Origin of the sequence: Streptomyces sp. NPDC001750 (assembly GCF_042892615.1) — a bacterium.
Taxonomy (GTDB): domain Bacteria; phylum Actinomycetota; class Actinomycetes; order Streptomycetales; family Streptomycetaceae; genus Streptomyces.
On record NZ_JBIAUE010000002.1, the window covers coordinates 273627 to 289680 of the forward strand.

Sequence of the window (16054 nt, forward strand, 5' to 3'; positions counted from 1 at the left end):
GTACGCGGCGGGGCGTACGCACGGCGCATCGCTGCCCGGTACCCGCGCACCGGTCGGCTCCTCCGGCCGCCCGCTCCCGGCCCGGGACCGACCCGGCGGAGCCGTGCTGCCCGGATTCTCGATCCGGGCTCGCGATCCGGGCTCTCGATCCGTTGCCGCCGGCCGGGTCGTTCCAGTCGCACCCGCGTGGCACACCGGGTGCCGGGTCGCATCCGCGTGGCACGCCGCGTGCCCGTCCCGGTGCCGCGCGCCCCGTCACGCACCGCCTCGCCGGTACCGCAGGGTCGACGGCCGGTCGGCCCGGTCAGCCCGAGAAGCCCCAGGAGATCGTGCCGGAACCGGTCACCAGAACGGCCAGCACCACGAGATCGGCGATACCGAGGGCGAGCCCGAGGAAGGCGCGTCCGCGGCGGGAGGTGGCGCGGGCGAGGGCGAGGATCGCCATGACGACGGCCGCCGGGCCGAGCAGGATGTTCATCACCAGCAAGCCGACGAGCCCGAGCACGAAGGAGGCGACGGCCAGTCCGTCGGCGTCCCGGCCGTCGCGCCGACGCCGGTCGGCCGCGACCGCGCTGCCCGCCTCGCCCCCGGCCTCGGGCTCGGGCCCGGTCCCGGATCCGGACCCGGCGTCGGCGTCGGCGTCGGCGGCGGACGGCACGTGGGTGCCGGGGTTCGCGGTGGGGCGGCGGCGTACGGACGCGGTGAGTGTCATGGGGGACGAGCTCCTTCGTACGTGCGGCGATCGGGGCTGTCGGATCTCCGGACCCGCGATCATCGGGACCTGCGCTGCCCGGACGCCCGCTCCCGCACGGCGAAGACCAGCAGCCAGCAGCCGATCACGGTGGCGAGCGCGAAACTCAGCGGAAGCGGAATCTGGACCACGGCTCCGAGCACGAGTCCGAGCAGAAGCAGGGCGGCGACGAGGGCGATCATGTTCGGCCTTTCCGCGAGCTCTTCGTGAGCCATTGAGATTACGACTGTTCACTGACTGCTCAGTCTAGACCCGACGCCCCTTCCCCACTCCGGAGAACAGTTGTTTACTGAATGGCATGAGTCACACTGTCGGCATCCGCCGGACCCAGAAGTTGAGAACGCGTCAGGCCCTGCTGGATGCCGCGCTCGGGCTTCTGGAGCACCAGAGCCTCAGCGGCCTGGGGCTGCGTGAGGTGACACGGGCCGCCGGGGTCACGCCCACCGCCTTCTACCGGCACTTCGACGACACGGCCGCCCTCGGCGTGGCGCTTGTCGAGGAGGCACTGGGCAGCCTGCACGGAACGCTCCGCGCGATCGTCGACGAGAGTCGCGACGGTGACGAACGACTCGAACGCGGCTTGGAGTTGATCATCCGTCATGTCTCCGATCAGCCCGCCCACTTCCGTTTCATCGCGCGCGAGCAGCATGGCGGCGTGAAGGCGGTCCGCGATGCCATCGCGGCCCAACTGCGGCAATTCGGCCGGGAGGTCGCGGAGGTGCTCGCCGAAGAACCGGAATCGCGGGGCTGGAGCGAGGAGGATCTGCTGATGCTGGGCGGCCTCCACGTCGACCACCTGGTGATCACGACCTCCGCGCTCCTGGAGGCGGGGCCCGACGGGGAGCGGGAGGTCGCCGAGGTGGCCCGCCGACGACTGAGGCTGATCGCCCTCGGCAGACGGCACTGGCTGGACCGAGCGGGCGACGAGCGGACCCACTCCGACAAGGGCGACGACGAGGACGACGGCAACAGCGGCAACAGCGCACCCCGTCCGGGCATCCTCCGGGCGGAAGGCGACCGGCCGACAGGCTCGTGAAGCCCCCAGCACGGCCTGCGGGGCCCACGGAAAGCCCGTGAGCCCCGCCAGGGTGCCCGTGAAGCCGAGGGGCCACCGGCGCCGATACGGCACCGGTGGCCCCTGCCGCGTACTCCCCCGTCGTCCGCGGCCTTCCGAACCCGCGCGGGTCAGCCGAACTGGCCCGGCTGGTAGTCGCCGGCCGGCTGCTGGGCGATGACGTTCAGGCGGTTGAAGGCGTTGATGACGGCGATGATCGACACCAGGGCGCCAAGCTGCTCCTCGTCGTAGTACTTGGCGGCATTGGCCCAGACCTCGTCGCTGACGCCACCGGCCGCGTCGGCGATGCGGGTGCCCTGCTCCGCGAGCTCCAGCGCGGCGCGCTCGGCGTCGGTGAACACCGTGGCCTCGCGCCAGGCCGCGACCAGGTTGAGACGCTCCCAGGTCTCCCCGGAGTGCACGGCGTCCTTGCTATGCATGTCGACGCAGAAGCCGCACCCGTTGATCTGGCTGGCACGGAGCAGCACCAGTTCGCGCGTCGCGGCCGGCAGTGACGAGTCCGCGACCGGCTTCCCGGCCGAGACGAGGTGCTTCAGGGCCTTGGCCGCGACCGGGTTGGTGAAGAGGTTCAAGCGAGCTTCCATGGTGCACTCCTTGGCCGTTGTTGGCGGTTACACCCCTTCGACGGAGACGAGCCGCACGATGTGACACGTACCAGTGTGACCTGCGTCTCCCTCTCGGGCTGCCGCTCCGCGCGATCAGCGGATGCCACCGGCCCGTCACGATCGGCCCGGCACGCCCGCCATACCCGTCACATGCTTCGCGTCCATCACGCGCGTCGCGTGCATCGCGCCGGTCATGCACGTCGCTCGGGGCGCGCGGCGGTGACCAGCCACGCGGCGCTGCGCAGGCGCAGCGGGCCGTCCCCCTCATGGGCCGCAGGATCTCGCGGAGCCGCTGGGGGGCGCGGTCACGGACCTCCGGTCCGACCTGGCCGGTCAGGTGGCGTCCGGGGCCGGACTCCAGCAGGAAGGCGGACGCGTCCTCGGCATCCCTCCCCCACGTCCCGTACGCGTCCACGGCACCGCGTCGATCCGCTCGAATCCGGCGGCCGACAGCATCCGGCCGACGTCGGCCTGATTCCGGGCAGCGGCGGCCCGGGCGACGCCGGTCCGAGTCCGAGCGGCGTCGACTGAACCGGTCCCGGGAGAGTCGGGGCCGGACCTTCCCGCAGCCGCTACCCGCGCGGCGCCCGGGCCAGCTGACGGGACTGCGCGACCAGGCGGTCCGCGCTGTCCCAGACGTCCGCGTCCTCCTCCAGGAAGCCGCCCGCGAGGTTGCGGGTGGTGATGGAGACCCGCAGCGGGCCGGGAGCGGGGCGGCAGCGGACGTGGGTGGTGAGTTCGACGGTCGGCGTCCAGCCCTTGAGGCCCAGCTCGAACGCGGTGGGCGGCAGCGCGTCGACGGTGAGCAGGAGGGAGAGCGGATCGGGGTCGCGACCGTCCGCGAGGCCGAACCAGCCACGCATCTCGCCCTTTCCGGAGGGGGCTCCGACCGCCCACCCGACCGTCGCCGGGTCGAGCTTGATGTCGATCCGGTCGGCGATGGCGGAGCTGCCGGGGATGGGGGCCGGGCCGTCGCCGGGGCCGAGGCAGTGCTCGACGGGCGGGATGGCCGGCGGCTGCGCCGAGGTGCGCACCTCTCCGCTCAGCGTGTCCAGATCGCCGTAGGTGGCGATGACACGGATGCGCTCGGTCTCGGTGCCGTCCTCCGCGTACTGGAAGAGGGATGCCTGCCCGGTCGAGAGGGTACGGCCGGTGCGGACCGTCTGCGTACGGATCAACGCGGGGCCCGGGACGGACGCGGTGAGGTAGTGGGCGGAGATCGAGAAGGGGTCCGGGTGGGGCAGGGCGTCGCCGAGCGCGCGGCCGAGCATGGCCAGCAGATAGCCGCCGTTGACCGCATGGATGATCGTCCATCCGGCGGAGAGCTCGGCGTCGTAGACGCCTTCCTCACGACGGACGACGGCCGTGTCGCGGTCGAACTCGCTGTCACCGATGGTCGCGGTCGCCTGAGTGATTCGCGCCGCTCGCTCTGCTGCCTGTGCCATGCGATGCACCGTACACCGACAGCATTACTAAGCGGTAGCTTTTTCTTATGAGAAGAATGGGGCCGGGATGACCGGATACTCCCGGAAGTAGCGTCCTGGGGGGCGCACCGCCTCCCGGGACACGAACCCGTCCGGAACCAACCACCCGGAACGGGCCACCGTCCATCACGGACCGCCGCCCATGGACGAACCGCGTCGCATGGACGGACCACGTCACATGGCCGCGGAACCCTCCTCGGCCGTCGACGACCGCCGGTTGTACGCGCGCGGGGCGCGCCAGTGGAAGCGCATCGCGAGCAGCCGCAGCACGAATGCCGCGATCACCGCGGCGCCGCTGGTGAGCGCGTTGAGTGCGTCGAAACGGATGCACAGCACGATGATCGCGGCGCCGACGATCGCGGGCACCGCGTACAGGTCCCGGTCCCAGCGCAGCAGGGACGGCACTTCGTTGGCCAGGACATCGCGCAGTACGCCGCCGCCCACCGCGGTGGCCAGTCCGAGCGCCGCCGACGCGGTCAGGCCGAGGCCGTACCCGTACGCCTTGACCGTGCCGGTGACGCAGAACAGCCCGAGGCCCGCCGCGTCGAAGACGTTGACCGCCACCTGGATCCGCTCGACGTGCGGATGCAGGAAGAACACCAGCACCGCAGCGAGCAGCGGGGTGGTGAAGTAGCCGAGGTCCGTGAACGCCGCGGGCGGGACCGCGCCGATGACGATGTCACGGAACAGCCCTCCGCCCAGCGCGGTCACCTCGGCGAGCACCGCGATGCCGAAGACATCGAAGTTCTTGCGTACGGCGAGCAGCGCGCCCGAGATCGCGAAGACGAAGATCCCGGCGATGTCGAGCGCGTGCTGGACGGAGGGCGTGAACAGTTCGTTGAGCACCGGGCAATTGTGCCGGTACTACTCCTTGGGGCCGACCTCCGGCGTATCGGACGACGTTCCCCCTGCGGCGGCACCGGACGACGGTCCCTCGGCGGGACCCTCCGCGGCCGAACCCCCGGCCGGCTCCTCCGCCGCTTCCTCCGCCGCGGACCCGGCCGCCGACTTCTCCGCCGCGGACTCCTCCGCCGCGCCGCCGTCGGCCTCCGCCTTCTGGATCGAGACGATCTCGATCGCCTCGCGCGCCTCCTCCGTCACCGTCTCCCCCGGCACCTGGTCCGCCGCGTTCTCCGGGTGGTGGCAGGCGACCTGGTGCCCGGTCCTCAGCGCGACCAGCGGCGGTTCCTGTGTCCGGCAGGTCTCCGTCGCCTTCCAGCAGCGGGTGTGGAAGCGGCATCCGCTGGGCGGCGAGATCGGCGACGGCACGTCGCCCTTCAGCAGGATGCGCTCGCTCTTGGCCGACCGGCGCCTCGGGTCCGGGATCGGGACCGCGGACAGCAGCGCCTTGGTGTACGGGTGCATCGGCGCCTTGTAGAGCGAGTCGCGATCGGCCAGCTCCACGATCTTGCCGAGGTACATCACCGCGATCCGGTCCGAGACGTGCCGGACGACCGAGAGGTCATGGGCGATGATCACGTACGTCAGGCCCAGCTCGGCCTGGAGGTCGTCGAGCAGGTTCACGACCTGTGCCTGGATGGAGACGTCCAGCGCCGACACCGGCTCGTCCGCCACCACGAGCTTGGGCTTGAGCGCGAGCGCGCGGGCGATCCCGATGCGCTGACGCTGGCCGCCGGAGAACTCGTGCGGGTAGCGGTTGTAGTGCTCGGGGTTGAGGCCCACGACCTCCAGCAGCCGCTGAACCTCCTTCTTCACACCGCCCTCGGGCGTCACTCCCTGGAGCTTGAAGGGGGCTCCCACGATCGTGCCGATGGTGTGCCGGGGGTTCAGCGACGAGTACGGGTCCTGGAAGATCATCTGCATGTCGCGGCGCATCGGGCGCATGGCGCCGACGCCGAGGTGCGTGATGTCCTGGCCCTCGAACTCGATCTTCCCCGCGGTGGGTTCGAGCAGCCGGGTGATCAGCCGGCCCATCGTCGACTTGCCGCAGCCCGACTCCCCGACGACGCCCAGGGTCTCGCCCGCGTGCACCTCGAAGTCGATCCCGTCGACCGCCTTCACGGCGCCGACGGTGCGCTGCAGCATCCCCTTCTTGATGGGGAAGTGCTTCTGCAGGCCGGTCGTCCTCAGCAGCACCTCGCGGGAGGCGGAGCCCTTCTCGGCACTCGCCCCGTTCCCGGAGGCCCGCTGCCCGGGCACCTCCGTGTCCCTGCCCGCGTTCGCCACGTCCTCGCCCCCGCTCGCCATGCCCTTGTCCTCGCTCGTCACGGCCTTGTCCTCGCTCACAGCTTGGGCGCAATCTCTTCGGTCCAGATCCGCTCCCGCTGCTCCTGCGACATGTGGCAGGCCGCCCAGTGCCGGCCGCCGACCTCGCGCAGCTCGGGCCGTACGGTGCGGGTCACGTCGCCCTCGGGCACGTCCGCGTACGGGCAGCGCGGGTTGAAGGCGCAGCCCGACGGGATGTTGATGAGCGACGGCGGGGAGCCCTTGACCGGGATGAGCCGGTCGGTCTGGTCGCGGTCGAGACGCGGCATCGAGCCCAGCAGCCCCCAGGTGTAGGGGTGCCGGGGTTCGTAGAACACCTTCTCGGCCGGTCCGCGCTCGACGCAGCGCCCGCCGTACATCACGAGGATGTCGTCGGCGAGTTCGGCCACCACGCCCAGGTCGTGGGTGATGACGATGACCGCGGAGCCGAACTCCTTCTGCAGATCGCGGATCAGGTCGAGGATCTGCGCCTGGACAGTCACGTCCAGGGCGGTCGTCGGCTCGTCGGCGATCAGCAGCTCGGGGTTGTTGACCAAGGACATCGCGATCATCGCGCGCTGGCGCATCCCGCCGGAGAACTCGTGCGGGTAGCTGTCCACGCGCTTGTCGGGCTGCGGGATGCCGACCCGGTCGAGCATCTCGATCGCGCGCCTGCGGGCGGTCTTCTTGTCCACATCGTGGTGGACCCGGTACGCCTCCACGATCTGCTTGCCGATCGTGTAGTACGGGTGCAGCGCCGACAGCGGGTCCTGGAAGATCATGGCCATGTCGCGGCCGCGCAGCCTGCGGACCTCGTCGGGGTCGGCGGACAGCAGTTCCTTGCCGTCCAGCCAGATCTCGCCGGAGAGGCGGGCCTTGCGCTTGCCGTACTGGCCGGCGGTGTGCAGGCCCATGATGCCGAGCGAGGTGACGGACTTGCCGGAGCCGGACTCGCCCACGATGCCGAGGGTCTTGCCCTTCTCCAGCGTGAAGCTGAGCCCGTCCACGGACTTGACGAGGCCGTCGTCGGTCGGGAAGTGCACCTTCAGGTCGCGCACGTCCAGGAAGGCGGTGGGGGCGGGCGAGTCCGCGACGGGTTCGCCCAGCGCGGCACCGCTCTTGTGCAGTTCGGTCATCCCAGCCTCACTCGCGGGTCGATGACGGCGTACATGATGTCGACGACGAGGTTGGCGACGGCGATGGCGAGCGCCGCGAACAGGGTGACGCCGAGGATCACCGGGAGGTCCTTGTCGCTGATGGCCTGGACGGCCGCGAGACCCAGACCGGGCAGGTTGAACGTGGACTCGGTCAGGACCGCTCCGCCGAGGAGCACGCCGATGTCGAGGCCGAAGACGGTGAGGATCGGCGTCATCGCGGAACGCAGGGCGTGCCGGGTGATCACGGTGCCCTCGCCCAGGCCCTTGGCGCGGGCGGTGCGGATGTAGTCCTCGCCCAGCACGTCGAGCATGGTGGCCCGGGTGAGCCGGGCGTACATCGCGGCGTTCAGGAACGCGAGCACGATCCACGGCAGGATCAGGGTCTGGAACCAGACGCCGATGCCGTCGTCCGTGGAGAGGTTGTCGGCGATGTGCACCCACCCGAGGTTGTGCACGAAGAGGCCCATCGCGACCATGCCGGTGAAGAAGATCGGCAGGGAGACGCCGCCGAGGGCGGTGGTCATCGCGGCCCGGTCCCAGATGGTGCCGCGCTTGAGCGCGGACACGACACCGGTGGCGACGCCGCCGAGGAGCCACAGCACGCAGGCGCCCGCGGCGAGCGCGCCGGTGACGGGCAGGGCGTCCTTGAGAGTGGTCCAGACCGGTACCTCGGTGCGGAAGGAGTACCCGAAGCAGGGGGCGGCGCAGTGGGTGACGTCGTCACCGTTCGCGTAGTCGCGCCCCATCGGGATGCCCTTGACGAAGTCCCAGAACTGGACGAGGAGGGGCTCGTCGAGCCCCAGTTTGATCCGGATGCCCGCGAGCTGCTCGGCACCGGTGGCCTTGCCGGCGAAGAGGACTGCGACGTCCTGACCCGCCCACTTGGGCAGCATGAAGAAGATGGTGAAGGTCGCGAGCAGTACGACGAGCACCATGATGACTACGGCGAACAGGCGCCGGATGAGATAAGCAAGCACTGTGCGCGGCCCGGCGGTGGCCGGGATCCCTCGTGGGGTTCCCAGCCACCGCCCCGGCCATCACCTGCCCTTCGGACTGGCGGGTTTCGGCGGCGGTGGGGCGGCCGACGGAGTCGGCCGCTGTTGCTGTCGACGGCAGCGGCTGCTGTTGCCGCTGCCGTCGACGACTACTTGACGACGCCGAGCGAGACGTAGTCGTAACGGCCGTTGTAGGCGTCGGACATGTAGACGTTCGTCAGTCGGTTGCCGCGCCAGGTGATGTTCTTCTCGTAGATGAAGGGCATCCAGTCGGCCTGGTCGAGGATCCGCTTGTCGATCTGGCCGTAGATCTCACCGGCCTTGTCCGCGTCGGTCTCCGCGATCGCCTGGTCGAAGAGCTTGTCGACCTGCGGGTCCTTCAGCTGCGACTCGTTGTAGTTGCCGGTCTCCGAGAGGAAGCGGCTGTCCCACAGCGGCTGGCCGAAGCCCTGGCCGGACGGGAAGTCCGGGCCCCAGCCGCTCATGGTCATGCCGTAGCCGCGCTGCTTCACCACCGACGGCGAACCGCTGATGCTGGCCGCCTCGGCACCGTTGATCGGGTCGACCGCGACCTTGATGCCGACCTTGCCGAGCTGCGCCTGGAGCGCCTCGGCGGTGTCGACCTCGCCCGGGTTGTTGTTGCGGGCGGTGAGCTTGGTGGAGAAGCCGTTCGGCTGGCCGCACTGCTTCAGCTCGTCCTTGGCCTTGGCCAGGTCCGGCTTGCCCTTGCGGGCGAGGACGCCGTACGGGTCGTAGTCGCTGTGACCCTTGATGGACGCCGGGAGGGCGCTGTTGGCGATCGCGCCACCGGCGATCTCGCCACCGCGGACCTGCTGGAGGGCGGCGAAGTCCGTGGCGTAGAAGACGGCCTTGCGGCAGTGGACGTCGTCGAGCGGCTTCGCGGTGTGGACCAGGGCGACGTAGCGGACGAACGACGTCTGCATGTTGTCGACGCTGTCCTTGTGCTTCTGGATGGCGGTGACGCGGCCGGACTGGGTCATGCCGGTGCCGTTGAGGTCGACGTCGTAGTCGCCGTCCATCAGCTTCTTGTCGTTCTCCTCCAGGTTGGCGGAGATCGTCACGGTGATCTTGTCCGGGAGCGCGGCGCGCACCGGGTCCGACGACTTCTGCCACTTGTCGTTGCGGACGAGCACGATGCTCTTGTTCGGCTTGTACGACTCGAACTTGTACGGGCCGGAGGAGAACGGGCGCTGGGTGTACTTGGCCTTGGTGTCCTGGGACGCCTTCACGGGCGTGCCGGACGGCATGGCCAGGAACTGCTCGAAGTCACCGTTGGGCTTGGGCAGTTTGAAGATGATGGTGTTGTCGTCGGGCGTCTCGATCGCCTTCAGGCCGAGCTTGTCCGGCGACGAGTCCTTGTACGGGCCCTTGTACTCGCCCTTCGGGTCCAGCGCCTGCTTCAGGTACTGCGGACCACCGGTGATGGTGTCCGTCGCCCAGATGCGCTCGATGCCGTACTTGACGTCCTTGGACGTCAGCTTGGAGCCGTCCTCCCAGGTCACGCCCTCACGCAGCTTGTACGTGTAGGTCTTGCCGCCGTCCGTGATCTCGGCGGGGCCGGTGGCGAGGTCACCGACCAGCTTGGTCGAGGCGACACCCGGCTTGGTGTCGTACGTGACCAGCTGGCGGGTGTAGAAGCGCATGAAGTCCCAGGCCATGCCGTAGTAGGCACGCTGCGGGTCGGCCGAGTCCAGGTCCTGCTTGCCGACCATCTTCAGCGTCCCGCCCTTTTTGGTGGACGGGTTGGCGACCTTGTTGAACGCCGCGTTGAAGCCCGCGCCCTTCGCGCTGCCACCGTCGCTGTCGCCGTCGCCGCCGCCGCACGCCGTGGTGGTCATCAGCGCCGCGACCACGAGGGCCGCACCAGCGGTGAGCCGTCGCTTCGTGGAAACCGTGGACATTTTCTCGCAACCTCCGAGATCGCGGTCCCAGGCCGTTGCATGCCGGAGAACCATGGGAGAAGCCACCTGACGGTGCGGCAGGGGCAAGTCGTGGGTCATCGGGTCCCCTTGGGGTCCAGGGCGTCGCGCAGCCCGTCCCCGAAGAGGTTGAAGGCCAGTACGGTGATGAAGATCGTCACGCCGGGAAAGACCATGAACATCGGGTCGTGCTCGTACGTCTCCAGGGCGTCGCGCAGCATGCCGCCCCAGGAGGCCGTGGGCGGGCGGACACCGGCACCGAGGAAGCTGAGGGCCGCTTCGGTGAGGATGTTGGTGGGGATCATGAGCGTCGCGTAGACGGTGATCGGTGCCACCAGGTTCGGCAGCAGCTCACGGAAGAGGATGTGCCCGCGCCCGCCGCCGAGGCTCCGCGCGGCCTCCACGTACTCGCGTTCGCGCAGCGAGAGCGTCTGTCCGCGGACGATGCGTCCCACGTACGGCCAGCCGAAGAAGCCGATGACGGCGACGAGTACGGCGATGCGCACCCCGCTGCCGGTGAGACCGAGCAGGTCGTCGGGGAGGACCGAGACCAGGGAGATGATGAAGAGCAGCTGCGGGAAGGAGAGCAGCACGTCCATCACCCGGCTGATCACGGCGTCGATCCAGCCGCCGAAGTAGCCGGCGACGATGCCGAAGAGCGTGCCGAGGGCCACGGCGACCAGGGCCGCCAGGAACGCCACGAGCAGCGAGATACGGGCGCCGTAGACGATCCGGCTGAAGACGTCCCGTCCCTTGTTGGGCTCGACCCCGAAGAGGAAGTCGCTGCTGATGCCGCCGAGGGAGCCGGTGGGCAGGTTGGTCAGCGGGTCGAGCTTGTCCTGGTGGAAGTCGTTCGGCGGGTGCCCCAGCAGGGAGACGATCAGCGGCGCGAAGACCGCCACCGCGATCAGGAGGAGGACGACGATGCCACCCGTCAGAGCGACCTTGTCCTGCTTGAGGCGGCTCCAGGCGATCTGCTTGAGGGAGCGTCCCTCGACCTTCTTGGCCCCGGAGCCGGCCGCGGGCCCACCGGTCGCGTTCGGATCCGTCTCCGTGGTCGGCTCGTGCAGTGGTGCCGTCATCGTGGCAAGGACCCCTCTCAACCGGCGGTGGCCGGGCCGAACTGGCCGCTGTGGCGGCACGGATCAGTCAAGTCGTACGCGGAGGCGGCAAGACGCCCTTGCTGCGGGAGTCTTCATCGCAGCCGCGCGCGGTAGCCATACCGACAGGCGAATGGATGCCTAACCGTGATGCGGGCCGACGCGATCCGTTATCCGGACGCACGTGAACGCCCGTCGAACACAGGTCAGTTGATGTTCAACATGGCGATGACTCGCATACTCTTCGCTTTCGCCACCAGACGGTTCCGGAACGGCGATGTGCGACATGAAGGGCATGCGTGGCCTGTTCCGGACATCCTGGCCGAACGGCCGTGCGCCGGGGCGAGGTTGGGGTGGAAGCGTCGCGGGGCGCGGGACGGCTTGCGCGCACATCACGCGCCGCGGCGCACGCGCCCGCGGGAAGCGGTGTCAGTACGCGCCCGCGCCCGGCGGGTAGCCGTAGCCGGTCGCCGGGGCGTGGGCCTCACGGTCGTAGAACGGGCGGGAGTTGGCGCGCAGCCACATCGCGACCGGGTCGTACTCGTCGGACATCGCGACGGTGGAGACGGGCAGCCCCTCCGGGACCGCGGCGAGAGACTGCCGCATCATCGCGCGCACCGCGTCGACGGAGGGCCGGCTCGTGTCGTACAGGTCGAGGCCGATGGCGAGGTACGCCGTGCCGAGCGCGGGCTGCACCCAGGCGCGGCGCAGCGAGCGGATCGCGGGGGTGCGGTGGGCGTTCTGCGCGAGCAGGGCGTAGAACTGCGGGATCTCGATGGCCGGCTCGGTGAGCCGGAGCGGACCGGCGGGCATCCGGTCGAGGCCGGTGGCGATCCGGCGCAGGTCCAGCCAGGGGATGCCGACGCCGCCGCCCGGGGCGTGCGGGTTGAGCCAGATGCCCCAGCGGTCGGGGAACAGGGCGCGGGCGATGTCGAGGCCGGTGACCACTTCATGGGCCCGGGTCCAGCCGCTGGCCGAGAGCTCCTGGGCGGAGGTCACGCAGGGGGCGTAGCCGAGACCGTCGATCTCCATGTTTCCGTACTGGGCATCGGGCGAACCCGCCCGGCCGTTCCAGAGAAGCATCCAGATCCGGTCGTGCGCGAGGGCCTGGAGCAGTGCCTCGTACGCCTCGTAGCGCCCGGGCGTCACTTGGCGCAGCATGTGCTCGACCTGCCCGGCCGCCGCGGTGCCTGACGCACTCACCTGGTCCCGCCCCTCTTCGATCCTCTGTGCCGGCCCGCCGCTCCCGGGGCACACGGGCGCGGCATGATGCCGTGACACCCGCCATGAAACCAGCTTAGGTGCCGGTCCTGACACCGACTTGACGCCTCGGACCCGGAGGGTGGCCCACGGTGTGCGCGGCGGGCGGTGCGCCCACCACGCGCCTCGCACTGACGTTCGCCGCCCCGCGTGGGTGCGAGCCGGGCGTCGCACGGCGGGCGACGCCTCGACGACCGGGCCTACCGCTGCGCGCGCTGGTAGAACGGACGGATCCGCTCCCGCATCCAGTCCCCGACCGGATCCTGCGCCACGTCGAGCAGAACCAGGTTGACGGGCCAGGGCACCGCCACGCGGCCGAGCGCGCGGCCCAGCGCGGCCATCGGGGCATCGCGCGCGGCCTCGTCCCAGGCGGCGAACTCCACACCGATGAAGAGGACGGGGTCGTCGCCCTCGATGCTGGCCAGCGTGCGGCGGGCGGTGAGCACGACGCCGCTCTCCTCGAACTCCCCGGCGGCGGCGGAGAGGAAGTCGACGGGTTCCTCCTGCCAGTCCGGTTCATACAGGCGGACCCGGCCTCCGGTGGCCGGTCCGTCCAGCGGGGTGCGTCCGGTGCGGCAGAGCTCGGCCACGGCGGGCGGCGGCAGCGGCACCCCGACCGCGCCGCCGGGGTTCACGGCCATGCCGAGCTGCGGGGGCAGGCCGCGGGCGAATTCGACGGCGGGGGCGACGGTGTAGGACATCCGGTCGCCGACACAGCCGAGGAACTGCTGTTCGGAGCTGAAGACGGGGACGAACGCCGCTCCGTCGATCTCCAGCGTCGGCAGGTCGAGGTCCGGGGAGTCGGGGCCGCCGCCGTTGGGGAGCGGCACCCATACGTGGCTGCGCCCGAGCACCTCGACGAGGCGCCCGCCAGCCTCCGCCGCTCCGACCGAGGCCATCAGCACCTCTTCGAGCTCGTTGGCCGGCCATCCGCTCTGCGGATGGGACTGGACCTGCGCCGGAATGTCCACTGCTTCCCCTTCTTTCCCGAGCTCCTGCCCGAGCCTTCCGGCAGAAGGTTACGACCTGGGGGCGAGCGGGGTGGATCAGGGAGCGTCCTGGTGCGGCTTCGACCGCGAGGCGGAGGGGGCGGCGCGGCGTCGACGAGCGACGACCACGCGGCGGGCGGAGTCGCGAGGCGGCGCGAGCCCGCCCCCTGCCACTCCCCGCCCCGGGTCGTCGATGCCCGTCCCGGCGGCCGCCCGGCCCCGAGCCGCGCCCCGGTGAGGTGACCGGCTACCCGGGCCGCGTCCCCGTGAACGTGATGCGGTCCAGCAGCCCCGCCGCCTCCCGGTCCAGGAGCACGGCCGAGGCGCAGCCGGGCGGCAGCAGTCCAGTCTCGGTGTCCCGGAGCAGTCGGCCGACCGCCCTGCGGTGCCGGGCGAACGCGTACCCGGAGACGCCCCGGCCGCGTTCCCGCTGTCCCTCCCGCGCGGTCTGCGGCGTGACGTCGAGCAGCAGCAGGTGGAGGTCGCGGCCCCGGCGCCGCGCGTCACGGGCCAGCCAGCGGCGTACCCAGGTCTGCGTTCCGCAGTCGTGCACGACGACGGACTCGCCGGAGCGCAGCGCCCGCCGCAGCCCCGCGTAGTGGGCGAGGCGGACGAGCGGGCGGTAGAGGGCGTACGGGAGTAGGCGCGGCATCCTCCGCGCCCAGTGGTCCCGGGTGTCCTGCGAATCGATGGTGCGGACCGTGGCGGTCCGCCGGATGAGGGTGGATTTGCCGCTGCCGGGCAGCCCGGAGACCACCACCACGTCGCCCGCCGCGAAGCGCAGGCCGCGCGGGGCCTGCCCGCCGCGCCGCCGCAGGTCGCGCACGACCGGTGCGGGACGGCCGAGCGCCTCCCCGGCCGGGGCTCCGGCCTGTGCGGGCATCGCGCCGTGCGCGGCCCCCGCGGTCGTCGCGTACCGCCGTAACGTCATCGCCCTCCCCCTGTCGGATGTCCACCCATGGCCGAAGTGTAAAGAAACGGTAATGCGGCACAACCGTCCACGCCGTTGAACTGCCCCGGGGACCGGGGCCCCACTCCGGCGCGATGCGTGCGATGATGGCCCGGCCAACTGCATAAAGGCCGTTTGAATCCGCGCGGGAGAGTTCCGGTCATTGGATGGGCCGGGCGCCGAAGGAGCAAGTTCCTCCCTTGAATCTCTCAGGCCCCGTACCGCGTGGATGAGGCAGATCTGAAAAGCGGGCCGCCCGGCGGCTCCACCCAAGGTGCAAGCCGAACCGGACCCTTCGGGGGCTTTCGGCGAACCTCTCAGGTTCCGATGACAGATGGGGAGGGATTGTCCTCGCCGTCATGCCCCGGGAGCCACACCATGACCACCGCACCCCGCCGTACAGCCCTCGATGCCCTGCACCGTTCGCTGGGCGCGACCATGACCGACTTCGCGGGCTGGGACATGCCGCTGCGGTACGCCAGCGAGCGCGACGAGCACAACGCGGTCCGTACCCAGGCCGGTCTCTTCGACCTGTCGCACATGGGCGAGATCACCGTCACCGGCCCCGAGGCCGCGGACTTCCTGAACTTCGCGCTGGTCGGCAACATCGGCACCGTCGCCGTCGGCCGCGCCCGCTACACGATGATCTGCGCCGAGGACGGCGGCATCCTCGACGACCTGATCGTCTACCGGCTGGGAGAGGCCGCGGCCCCCGAGTATCTGGTCGTCGCCAACGCGGGCAACGCCCAGATCGTGCTGGACGCGCTCACCGGCCGGGCCGGGGGCTTCGACACCGAGGTGCGCGACGACCGCGACGCGTACGCGCTGCTCGCCGTCCAGGGGCCCGCCTCCGTCGCCATCCTTTCCTCGGTCACCGACGCCGACCTGGACGGCCTGAAGTACTACGCCGGGCTTCCGGGCACGGTCGCCGGTGTCCCCGCGCTGATCGCCCGTACCGGCTACACCGGAGAGGACGGCTTCGAGCTGTTCGTCGCGCCCGAGCACGCCGAGGGGCTGTGGAAGGCCCTCACCGAGGCGGGCGCCCCGCACGGCCTGGTCCCCTGCGGGCTCTCCTGCCGCGACACGCTGCGCCTGGAGGCGGGCATGCCGCTCTACGGCCATGAGCTGACCACCGCGCTGACCCCGTTCGACGCCGGTCTCGGCCGGGTCGTGAAGTTCGAGAAGGAGGGCGACTTCGTCGGCCGCGAGGCCCTGGAGGCCGCCGCCGAGCGCGCCGAGGCCGCCCCGCCCCGCAAGCTCGTCGGGCTGGTCGCCACGGGCCGCCGGGTGCCGCGCGCCGGCTACTCCGTGGTCGTCGGCGGCGAGGTCGTCGGCGAGGTGACCTCGGGCGCCCCGTCGCCCACCCTCGGCAAGCCGATCGCCATCGCGTACGTGGACGCCGCGTACGCCACGCCCGGCACCGAGGGCGTCGGGGTGGACATCCGGGGCAACCACGAGCCGTACGAGGTCGTGGCGCTGCCGTTCTACAAGCGCCGGAAGTGACGCCCGGCCGGGGCTCCGGAAGAGGTGTCGGCGCCGCGTCC

The 16054-nt window shown here is 70.9% G+C and carries 15 protein-coding genes and 1 riboswitch; of the genes, 2 read left to right on the forward strand and 13 right to left on the reverse strand.

Annotated features, from left to right (window positions below; genetic code table 11):
• Nucleotides 1–304: 304 nt before the first annotated feature.
• Both ACFYY6_RS04560 and ACFYY6_RS04565 read right to left on the reverse strand, forming a co-directional pair.
• Nucleotides 305–712 (reverse strand): DUF4190 domain-containing protein, encoded by a 408-nt coding sequence (locus ACFYY6_RS04560; protein WP_389191654.1) that lies wholly within the window; start codon nucleotides 710–712, stop codon nucleotides 305–307.
• 59 nt (nucleotides 713–771) lie between these two features.
• On the reverse strand, nucleotides 772–966 hold the full coding sequence (locus ACFYY6_RS04565; protein WP_389191851.1) for a hypothetical protein: 195 nt from the start codon (nucleotides 964–966) through the stop codon (nucleotides 772–774).
• 83 nt (nucleotides 967–1049) lie between these two features.
• On the opposite strand from ACFYY6_RS04565, the gene ACFYY6_RS04570 reads away from it, so the two are divergent.
• The gene (locus ACFYY6_RS04570; protein WP_389191657.1) at nucleotides 1050–1787 is read left to right on the forward strand and encodes a TetR family transcriptional regulator; all 738 of its coding nucleotides are present in this window, start codon (nucleotides 1050–1052) and stop codon (nucleotides 1785–1787) included.
• A 149-nt stretch (nucleotides 1788–1936) separates the two neighbouring features.
• On the opposite strand, the gene ACFYY6_RS04575 is transcribed toward ACFYY6_RS04570, so the two are convergent.
• The 11 genes from ACFYY6_RS04575 to ACFYY6_RS04625 form a co-directional block, all read right to left on the reverse strand.
• Entirely contained in the window at nucleotides 1937–2410 is a 474-nt protein-coding gene (locus ACFYY6_RS04575) for a carboxymuconolactone decarboxylase family protein (RefSeq protein ID WP_351523796.1), read from the reverse strand.
• A 593-nt stretch (nucleotides 2411–3003) separates the two neighbouring features.
• Nucleotides 3004–3876 (reverse strand): thioesterase family protein, encoded by an 873-nt coding sequence (locus tag ACFYY6_RS04580; RefSeq protein WP_351523797.1) that lies wholly within the window; start codon nucleotides 3874–3876, stop codon nucleotides 3004–3006.
• Between the two features lie 213 nt (nucleotides 3877–4089).
• Complete coding sequence (locus tag ACFYY6_RS04585) at nucleotides 4090–4761, reverse strand: trimeric intracellular cation channel family protein (protein WP_351523799.1); 672 nt, start codon at nucleotides 4759–4761, stop codon at nucleotides 4090–4092.
• Between the two features lie 18 nt (nucleotides 4762–4779).
• The gene (locus tag ACFYY6_RS04590) at nucleotides 4780–6123 is read right to left on the reverse strand and encodes an ABC transporter ATP-binding protein (protein ID WP_386608157.1); all 1344 of its coding nucleotides are present in this window, start codon (nucleotides 6121–6123) and stop codon (nucleotides 4780–4782) included.
• 35 nt (nucleotides 6124–6158) lie between these two features.
• On the reverse strand, nucleotides 6159–7256 hold the full coding sequence (locus ACFYY6_RS04595; protein WP_073784655.1) for an ABC transporter ATP-binding protein: 1098 nt from the start codon (nucleotides 7254–7256) through the stop codon (nucleotides 6159–6161).
• Nucleotides 7253–8254, reverse strand: coding sequence for an ABC transporter permease (locus tag ACFYY6_RS04600; protein ID WP_351523801.1), 1002 nt, complete (start codon nucleotides 8252–8254; stop codon nucleotides 7253–7255). Before ACFYY6_RS04600 ends, ACFYY6_RS04595 begins: the two co-directional genes overlap by 4 nt.
• Nucleotides 8255–8421: 167 nt before the next feature.
• Entirely contained in the window at nucleotides 8422–10194 is a 1773-nt protein-coding gene (locus ACFYY6_RS04605; protein ID WP_351522843.1) for an ABC transporter substrate-binding protein, read from the reverse strand.
• 95 nt (nucleotides 10195–10289) lie between these two features.
• Nucleotides 10290–11294 (reverse strand): ABC transporter permease, encoded by a 1005-nt coding sequence (locus ACFYY6_RS04610; protein WP_362019323.1) that lies wholly within the window; start codon nucleotides 11292–11294, stop codon nucleotides 10290–10292.
• 447 nt (nucleotides 11295–11741) lie between these two features.
• Nucleotides 11742–12515, reverse strand: a complete 774-nt coding sequence (locus tag ACFYY6_RS04615; protein ID WP_351522846.1) for an enhanced serine sensitivity protein SseB C-terminal domain-containing protein — start codon at nucleotides 12513–12515, stop codon at nucleotides 11742–11744.
• Nucleotides 12516–12772: 257 nt separating this feature from the next.
• Nucleotides 12773–13543, reverse strand: a complete 771-nt coding sequence (locus tag ACFYY6_RS04620) for an enhanced serine sensitivity protein SseB (RefSeq protein ID WP_351522847.1) — start codon at nucleotides 13541–13543, stop codon at nucleotides 12773–12775.
• 265 nt (nucleotides 13544–13808) lie between these two features.
• On the reverse strand, nucleotides 13809–14492 hold the full coding sequence (locus tag ACFYY6_RS04625) for an AAA family ATPase (RefSeq protein ID WP_351522849.1): 684 nt from the start codon (nucleotides 14490–14492) through the stop codon (nucleotides 13809–13811).
• A 154-nt stretch (nucleotides 14493–14646) separates the two neighbouring features.
• Nucleotides 14647–14744, forward strand: a riboswitch (glycine riboswitch).
• A gap of 144 nt (nucleotides 14745–14888) precedes the next feature.
• On the opposite strand from ACFYY6_RS04625, the gene gcvT reads away from it, so the two are divergent.
• Entirely contained in the window at nucleotides 14889–16013 is a 1125-nt protein-coding gene (gene gcvT, locus ACFYY6_RS04630; RefSeq protein WP_351522851.1) for a glycine cleavage system aminomethyltransferase GcvT, read from the forward strand.
• Nucleotides 16014–16054: the final 41 nt, after the last annotated feature.

Bases quoted from the DNA above. Each gene is read 5' to 3' on its own strand.
- ACFYY6_RS04560 (WP_389191654.1), bottom strand. From the start codon at position 712: ATGACACTCACCGCGTCCGTACGCCGCCGCCCCACCGCGAACCCCGGC.
- ACFYY6_RS04570 (WP_389191657.1), top strand. From the start codon at position 1,050: ATGAGTCACACTGTCGGCATCCGCCGGACCCAGAAGTTGAGAACGCGT.
- ACFYY6_RS04590 (WP_386608157.1), bottom strand. From the start codon at position 6,123: ATGGCGAGCGGGGGCGAGGACGTGGCGAACGCGGGCAGGGACACGGAG.
- gcvT (WP_351522851.1), top strand. From the start codon at position 14,889: ATGACCACCGCACCCCGCCGTACAGCCCTCGATGCCCTGCACCGTTCG.
- ACFYY6_RS04625 (WP_351522849.1), bottom strand. From the start codon at position 14,492: ATGACGTTACGGCGGTACGCGACGACCGCGGGGGCCGCGCACGGCGCG.
- ACFYY6_RS04575 (WP_351523796.1), bottom strand. From the start codon at position 2,410: ATGGAAGCTCGCTTGAACCTCTTCACCAACCCGGTCGCGGCCAAGGCC.
- ACFYY6_RS04605 (WP_351522843.1), bottom strand. From the start codon at position 10,194: ATGTCCACGGTTTCCACGAAGCGACGGCTCACCGCTGGTGCGGCCCTC.
- ACFYY6_RS04565 (WP_389191851.1), bottom strand. From the start codon at position 966: ATGGCTCACGAAGAGCTCGCGGAAAGGCCGAACATGATCGCCCTCGTC.
- ACFYY6_RS04595 (WP_073784655.1), bottom strand. From the start codon at position 7,256: ATGACCGAACTGCACAAGAGCGGTGCCGCGCTGGGCGAACCCGTCGCG.
- ACFYY6_RS04610 (WP_362019323.1), bottom strand. From the start codon at position 11,294: ATGACGGCACCACTGCACGAGCCGACCACGGAGACGGATCCGAACGCG.
- ACFYY6_RS04580 (WP_351523797.1), bottom strand. From the start codon at position 3,876: ATGGCACAGGCAGCAGAGCGAGCGGCGCGAATCACTCAGGCGACCGCG.